The 6,945-nt window shown below is 67.8% G+C and carries 6 protein-coding genes and 1 pseudogene; 5 read left to right on the top strand and 2 right to left on the bottom strand.

What is annotated here, in order from left to right; genetic code table 11:
* The 4 genes and pseudogenes from ACIQ2E_RS11130 to ACIQ2E_RS11115 all read left to right on the top strand — a co-directional run.
* Window positions 1–175: pseudogene (locus ACIQ2E_RS11130) on the top strand (NADP-dependent isocitrate dehydrogenase); the annotation flags it as partial.
* A 22-nt stretch (window positions 176–197) separates the two neighbouring features.
* Window positions 198–911 (top strand): sulfotransferase family 2 domain-containing protein, encoded by a 714-nt coding sequence (locus ACIQ2E_RS11125; RefSeq protein WP_398330315.1) that lies wholly within the window; start codon window positions 198–200, stop codon window positions 909–911.
* 7 nt (window positions 912–918) lie between these two features.
* Entirely contained in the window at window positions 919–2,262 is a 1,344-nt protein-coding gene (locus tag ACIQ2E_RS11120; RefSeq protein ID WP_398330312.1) for a (Fe-S)-binding protein, read from the top strand.
* Window positions 2,259–3,623 carry an APC family permease gene (locus tag ACIQ2E_RS11115; RefSeq protein ID WP_398330309.1) on the top strand — a complete coding sequence of 455 codons (1,365 nt, stop codon included), beginning with the start codon at window positions 2,259–2,261 and terminating at the stop codon, window positions 3,621–3,623. Before ACIQ2E_RS11120 ends, ACIQ2E_RS11115 begins: the two co-directional genes overlap by 4 nt.
* Here the strand turns inward: ACIQ2E_RS11115 and ACIQ2E_RS11110 are convergent.
* Entirely contained in the window at window positions 3,599–4,963 is a 1,365-nt protein-coding gene (locus ACIQ2E_RS11110) for a four-carbon acid sugar kinase family protein (RefSeq protein WP_398330306.1), read from the bottom strand. The two genes, ACIQ2E_RS11115 and ACIQ2E_RS11110, sit on opposite strands and share 25 nt — an antisense overlap.
* Window positions 4,964–4,977: 14 nt before the next feature.
* Here ACIQ2E_RS11110 and ACIQ2E_RS11105 point away from each other — a divergent pair, with 14 nt between their 5' ends.
* Window positions 4,978–6,180, top strand: a complete 1,203-nt coding sequence (locus ACIQ2E_RS11105) for an FAD-binding oxidoreductase (RefSeq protein WP_398330303.1) — start codon at window positions 4,978–4,980, stop codon at window positions 6,178–6,180.
* A 7-nt stretch (window positions 6,181–6,187) separates the two neighbouring features.
* Here the strand turns inward: ACIQ2E_RS11105 and ACIQ2E_RS11100 are convergent.
* The coding region (locus tag ACIQ2E_RS11100; protein ID WP_398330301.1) for a galactose mutarotase at window positions 6,188–6,945 on the bottom strand (758 nt) is incomplete at its 5' end.

Genomic DNA, 6,945 nt, shown 5'->3' with positions numbered 1-6,945 from the left:
GATGCTCGAATTCATGGGCTGGCAGGAAGCCGCCGATCTGATCACCACCGGTCTCAGCGCCGCCATCGCGAACAAGGAAGTCACCTACGACCTGGCGCGCCTGATGGAGCCGCGGGTGGAGCCGGTGAGCTGCAGCGGTTTCGCCAATGCGGTGATCCAGCACTTCGGGGGCTGATGAAGCCATCCCTTACACATCCATGATCATCAGCCATAGCAAGCGTTTCATCTTCCTAGCGAACCGGAAAACCGCATCCACCTCCATCGGCATCGCCCTCTCGAGCGCCTGCGACAAAAAGGATGTGATCACGCCGCTGGGGCGAGATGAGCGCATTCGCCGAGAACTGGGTTATCCATCACCAAGGCATTTCATCCCCTGGTACAACATTCCCTCCTATCTGAGGCTTCGGCTGCGCCGCAAACTTACGGGGAAGCCGATGAACAGCGATTTAAAGATGATCGGCTTCCACACCCACATCACAGCTGAACAAACCCTGAAGTATCTCCCCCAGCATCAGTGGGACAGCTACTTCCGCTTCTGCTTCGTTCGCAACCCGTGGGATCGCGCGATTTCCCACTATTTCTGGCACATCAGGGGCAAAGCCGAACCCGAAAGCCTCGATGCTTTTATCGACGGTCCGCATCTGCAACGGGCGGCCGCCCAAAGCGAAGCCATCTATTGCTTAAACGGCAACTTGGCCGTGCATCGCCTGTGCCGCTACGAAGATGCCCAAGCAGAACTCAACCGTGTGTTTGAAGAGCTGAATTTACAAGGCAATCCCCAGCTCCCCAATGCCAAACGCCAGTTCCGCCGTGAACAACGTCCCTACCAAGACGTTTTAACCAACACTCAAGCCTCGAGAATTGCCAAGATTTTCGAGCGCGAGATCACTCTGGCCGGTTACCACTATTGAATCGCCGATGAATCGACAGCCGCTGGCCGATCCAACCCCAATGGTCAGCCTCACCACCGACCCCTGCGTGCACTGCGGCTTTTGCCTGCCCACGTGTGCCAGCTATCGGGTACTGGGAACGGAAATGGATTCGCCCCGGGGGCGGATCCACGCCCTCAAGGCGATCGAAGCCGGCGAGCTGGAGCTCGATGCCACCACCGCCAGCCATTTCGACAGCTGCCTGGGCTGCTTCGCCTGTGTGAGCGCCTGCCCCTCCGGCGTCCGTTACGACGAACTGATCGAGGCCACCCGGCCAAAGCTCAATGCCCTTGAGCTACGGAGCCCAGCCCAACGGGCCTTCCGCGCGCTGTTGTTCGCGCTGCTGCCCTACCCGCAACGACTGCGGGCGGCGCTCACCCCCCTCCGCGCTTACGCGGGAACACCGCTGCAACGCCTGGCCCGCTGGAGTGGGCTCACCCGGCTGCTGGGCCCGCAACTCGAGGCGATGGACCAGCTGCTGCCGCCGCTGCAACCGGAGGCGTTCCGCGATGGCCTGCCACTGGTGGTACCGGCCCAGGGGGAGCGCCGCGCCCGCGTGGGGTTGGTGCTGGGCTGCGTGCAACGGCTGTTTGATCCCGATGTGAACGCCGCCACGCTGGAGGTGCTCACGGCCAACGGCGTGGAGGTGGTGATTCCCCCCGCCCAGGGGTGCTGCGGCGCCGTGACCCATCACCAGGGCGAACTGGAGCAGACCCGGGAGCTGGCCAACGCCCTGATCGAAAGCTTCCGTGCCGTGGTGGGTCCCGGCAAAGCCGCGGGGCCAGAACCATTGGATGCCGTGGTGGTGGCCGCCTCCGGCTGCGGCCACACCCTGAAGCACTACGACCGGCTGCTGGAGAGCGATCAGGGCGCGGCCTTTGCGTCCCAAGTGCGGGACGTTCATGAATTCCTGGCGGAGCTGGGGCTGAGCGATGCCTTCCAGGCTGGGCTCGGGCCACTCACCCACAGCGATGGCCAACCCGCCAGCGCCGACAACCCAGTGGTGGTGGCATATCACGATGCCTGCCACATGCTGCACGGCCAGGGGATCAGCGCCGAACCGCGCCAACTGCTGCGCGCCATTCCGCACCTACAGCTACGGGAAGCCACCGAAGCCGGGGTGTGCTGCGGCAGCGCCGGCATCTACAACCTGGTGCAACCGCAGGAAGCGGCGGCGCTGGGTGAGATCAAGGCCGCCGATCTGCGTGGCACCGGCGCTGAGGTGGTTGCCAGCGCCAACATCGGCTGCACGATGCAGCTGCGCCGACACCTCGGCGATGGCCCGCGCGTGGCTCACCCGTTGCAGTTGCTGGCAGCGGCCCAGCGGTCTTGAGCAATCCGCCGCCGCCAGAGCAGCGGAGCAGCGGCGGATTGCTCTCGGTGCTCGGTGTGGCCTTCGGCCTGGCCGGCTCCGTGGGCGGAACGATCGGCGCTGGCATCCTGCGCACGCCCGGGTTGGTGGCAGCGCAGCTGGCCACGGCACCACTGGTGCTGGGCGCCTGGTTGATCGGGGGGCTCTACGCCCTGCTCGGCGCAATCTGCATCGCCGAACTGGCGGCCAGCCTGCCGCGGGCCGGGGGTTGGTATGTGTACGCCGAGCAGGCCTTTGGGCGGCGGGCCGGGTGGCTGGTGGGCTGGACCGACTGGCTGGCCCACTGCATCGGCCTGGCCTGGGTGGCGACCACCGTGGGCGAGCTACTGGTGGAGTGGATCCCGAAGCAGGCCGCGGCCCCATGGCATGGGCAGACGATCGCCCTGGCAGTGCTGATTCTGTTCAGCGGCATCCAATGGCTGGGGGTGCGCGCTGGAGGTGCCAGCCAGGAGCTGCTCAGCCTGGTGAAGGCCGTGGCCTTCCTGGGGCTGGCGGCCGCCAGCTTTCTGCTGCCCGCTGCTGCACCAGATGTAGTCGCGGGCCATCCCACCGTGTTGCAGCCTCAGGGATCGGAGCTGTGGATCGGGGCTGTGCTGGCCCTGCAGGCCGTGGTCACCACCTTCGATGGCTGGGCCTCACCGGTGTATTTCGCCGAAGAATTCAGTGAACCGGCCCGTGATCTGCCCCGCTCGCTGATCGGCGGCGTGCTGGCTGTGCTGGCGCTCTATCTGCTGATCAACGGGGCGCTGTTGCACGTGTTGCCGATGCAAACGCTCAGCCAGGCCACGCTGCCGGCGGCCGATGCAGCCCGGCGGCTGCTGGGCAGCCAAGGGGCGCAGCTGATCACAGCCGTGGCTCTGGTGTCGCTGCTGGGCCTGATCAACACGGTGGTGATGGCAGCGCCCCGGATCCTGTTTGGCCTGAGCCGGGATCGCCTGATGCCCGCCTGGCTCAACCAGGTGAACCAAGGCGGCACGCCGGCGGCCGCCTTGCTGCTCACCAGTGGCAGCGCGGCCTTGCTGGTGCTGGTGGGTTCCTTTGATCACCTGCTGGGGATGGGGGCCTTCTTGTATGTGGGCCTGCCCCTGAGCGGCATCGCCGCCCAGGTTCAGCTGCGTCGGCAACAACCGGATCTGCCGCGGCCCTTTCTGAGCTGGGGCTACCCCGTAACGCCCTGGCTGGTGGGCGCCGGCTCGCTGGCCTTTCTGGTGGGAGCCCTGATCAGCGACACAGCCGACAGCCTGTTGGCTCTGGCCCTCGTGGGCCTGGGCGCCCTCGCTGGCGAGCTGTGGCAGCGCTACGGGCAGCCCGCATCCGCCTGAACCAGCAACCGCCAGGCCTCGCGCAAGGTGCCCACATCGCCGAGGTTCCCTGGAAAGGTGACCACGGGCAGGCCCGGAACCCTGGCCTCGGGCGGGGTGAGCACCAGCGACAATCCCGGCAGGAGCTGCCCCTGCAACTCCACCCAATCCAGCCCCAAGCCCTCGGCCAGCAGGGTGTGGGTGGTGATGCCGCCCTTGCTGATGATCAGTCCCAACTGCGGGGCCAGAGCCGCGGCCAGGCGAGCCATCAGCGCCGCCAGTTCCAGGCCGAAGCGTCGCCGCTCCTGAGCTGAAGCGCACACCAGTTCACCGCGGCTGCTGAACAGCACCGGGGTGCGGCCCTGATCCAGCACAGCCTGCAGCTGCTCGAGCCAGCTCTGCTCCAGCGACCGGATCAGCTCAGTCGCCGCCGGGCCATCCAGCACCCGGGCCAGCTTGGCCACCGGGATCTCCACCCCTTCGCAGGCGGGCTCCTGCAGCAAAAGCTCCAGTTGCTGATCCGCCAGGGGCACATGGGATCCCACCATCACCAGCACAGGCAACCGTTCCCCACAGGCACCGCAGCGGCGCAGGGCGGCCAGGCCGGCGGGGTCAAGGGGTTGGGGCGGCAAGGGCACCAAACCATTGATCAGGCTGGCGGCGGATTGGAACAGCAGGCGCCGCTCGCTGCGCCACACCGCTGCCCCCAAGGCCGCCAACTGTTCAGGCCGCTCCGCATCCACCGCCACGATGCATTGGGCGCTGAATCGAGCCAGGCGCGCCTGCAACGCTTCGACAGGCCCCATGAGCTCGGCCCCATCCAGCCGCTCCACCGTGCTGGCAGGGATCACACCTCGGGTTTTCTCCTCCACCCACTCAGGCAGCGCGCTGCTGCTGAAGCCAAACAAGCGGTCGCGCGCAAACGGGCTGGTGTGCACAGGCTCGCCGTGCAGGTAGTGCACACCGCCGCGGGTGGTGCGGCCGCCGGGCAAAAAGGCCGGGGCCAACAAGGTGGCATCGAACGGGCCGAGCTCTTCGGCGATCACCTCCACCTCCAGCGGGAAATGGCCCCGCAAGGTGGAATCGCCGCGACTCACGATCAGCCAGCGATCCAGATCGCCCGCCGCCTCCAGCTCCTCCAGCACCACCCGCAACCCCCGGCAGATCTGCCGCACCCGCTCACGGGCCAACTCGGGCTCCAGAGCTCGGGTGTTGGCCAGCACGAACAGCAGCGGCGAAGGGTGGCGCAAGCCCCGCCGCAGGCTTTCTGCATCCCAGCGCAGCAGCAGCGGCGCGCTGTGCACCGTCTGCGACCCGGTGGGATCGTCATCGAGAACGATGACCTTGCGCCGCTCTGCCATGGCACCATCGTGCCGTGATCTGTCCTGAGCCCAGCGCGCTGCAGGAGCTGGTGCGGGAGTTGCATCAGCAGGCCCGCCCGTGGCTGCCCGCCGGCAGCGCCAGCCGTCTCGGCTGGGGGCCGCCGGTGCAAGCCGGGGCTGGGGAGAACGAGGCGCTGGTGATCAGCACCAGCCGTCTGAACCGCGTTGTTGAGCACTGCGCGGGTGATTTCACCGTGACGGTGGAAGCGGGCCTGCCGCTGCAGCAGTTGCAGGCCGAACTGGCGGATGCGCAGCAGTGGCTGGCGATCGACTGGCCCTGGGGCAGCGGCCCGCGCGGTGAGGCCGGCGGCACGGTGGGGGGATTGGTGGCCCGCGGCCTGTCCGGGGGGCTGCGGCAGCGCTATCTGGGCATCCGTGATCAGCTGATCGGTGTGAGCCTGATCCGGGCCGATGGCACTCCAGCCAAGGCCGGCGGCCAGGTGGTGAAGAACGTGGCCGGCTACGACCTGATGCGGCTGCTGGCCGGCAGCTGGGGCAGCCTCGGCCTGATCACCAGCCTCACCCTGCGCACCTATCCGCTGCCGCCTCAGCGGGCCGGCCTGTGGATCCGGGGTTCAGTGGTAGCGCTCGAACGCATGCGCCAGGTGTGTCTGGCGGCAGCGCTACTGCCGCAACGGCTCGACTGGCGGCTGCAGCCTGAGGAAGAGAGCGGCCAGGCCGCCCTGCTGCTTGCGCTGGTGAGTGTGAGTCGTGCGGCGATCGATGCACAGCTTCAGGAGCACCAGCAGCGGGCGGCGGAGCTGGGGCTGGACGTTGACGTTGTGAGCGGCGACGCCCTGCAAGCGCTGGAGGCGGAGGCCCGCGGAGCTTCCAGCCACAACCGCCTGGCCAGCGAGCAGCGCTGGCTGTTGCAACTGGGGGTGCTGCCGGCCCAGATGCAACAGCTGCTGCGCGATGGCGACTGCCAGGGGCTGCAGGGAACCCTGGCCGCCGGTGCCGGCCTGGGGTTGGCCTGGGCAGCCGCCGAGGCGCTGCCGGCCCACAGGGTGGAGCGGCTGCGGCGCCGCTGCCGGGAGCTCGGTGGGGATCTCACCGTGCTGGAACAACCCCAGCCCCACGCCCTGCCCGCCTGGGGCGATGCACCGGCGCGCGCTGTGATCGAAGCGATCAAACGGGAATTCGACCCGCTGCAGCAGCTGGCCCGCGGCCGACTGCCGGGGGTGGCGCCGCCCTGAGTTGCGCTCACTCCAGGAGCCGGTAGCGGCAGCGAAGCCACTGGCGCTCACCGGGGAGCAGCTGCTGGCTGAGGGCACCGCGCACCGCGCTCCAGGGCTCCAGGCAGACCATCGGCCTGGGGGGGTCGCTCCAGACCACGGCATGGCGGAAGGGGGGCTCGAGTTGCAGCTGCAGCTGGTTCAGCCGCAACGCCTGAGGCTCAGGCTCGGGCAGATCAACCCGCAGATCCACCCCCTCCGGCAGACGCCGCAGCTGGTCGGCGGTGGGCACCTCGCTGCCGCTCAGGTGGTTGAAGCACTGGGCGGGAAAGCCCTCCAGCCGCACCTGCTCCAGATCCGACACCTGGAAATAGGGATGCAACCCGAGGGCATAGGGCATGGGGCCATCGCCGCCGCGCTGCTCCACGCAGGCGGCAATCGCCAGGGCCCGCGGCTCCAGACGCAGCTCAAGGCTCAGCTGAAACCCGAAGGGATAGGAGGCGCGGGTGCTGGCTGAATCGCTGAGCTGCAGGCGAATCCCCTGGCCATCCTCCAGTTCTTCGATCTGCCAGGGCAGATCGCGGGCGAAACCGTGCTGCGCCATCGGGAACACCCCCTGGGGCAGGCTGAGTTGGTTACCCGGCAGATTGCCGCACACTGGGAAGAGCACCGGGATACCACCGCGCACACTCTTGCTGGGATCGGCAAAGCGCTCGGCATCGAAGTAAAGCTGCTCGCGGCCGCCGCAGCACCAGCTGCTGATCAGGCCGCCCCGTTCGGGCACAA

Source organism: Vulcanococcus sp. (assembly GCF_044369115.1).
Classification (GTDB): Bacteria; Cyanobacteriota; Cyanobacteriia; order PCC-6307; family Cyanobiaceae; genus Vulcanococcus.
This window is presented reverse-complemented; position numbering and strand designations above follow the sequence as displayed.

Excerpts from the sequence above, each read along its gene's own strand:
- ACIQ2E_RS11125 (WP_398330315.1), top strand. The coding sequence starts at position 198 with ATGATCATCAGCCATAGCAAGCGTTTCATCTTCCTAGCGAACCGGAAA.
- ACIQ2E_RS11110 (WP_398330306.1), bottom strand. The coding sequence starts at position 4,963 with ATGGCAGAGCGGCGCAAGGTCATCGTTCTCGATGACGATCCCACCGGG.
- ACIQ2E_RS11120 (WP_398330312.1), top strand. The coding sequence starts at position 919 with ATGAATCGACAGCCGCTGGCCGATCCAACCCCAATGGTCAGCCTCACC.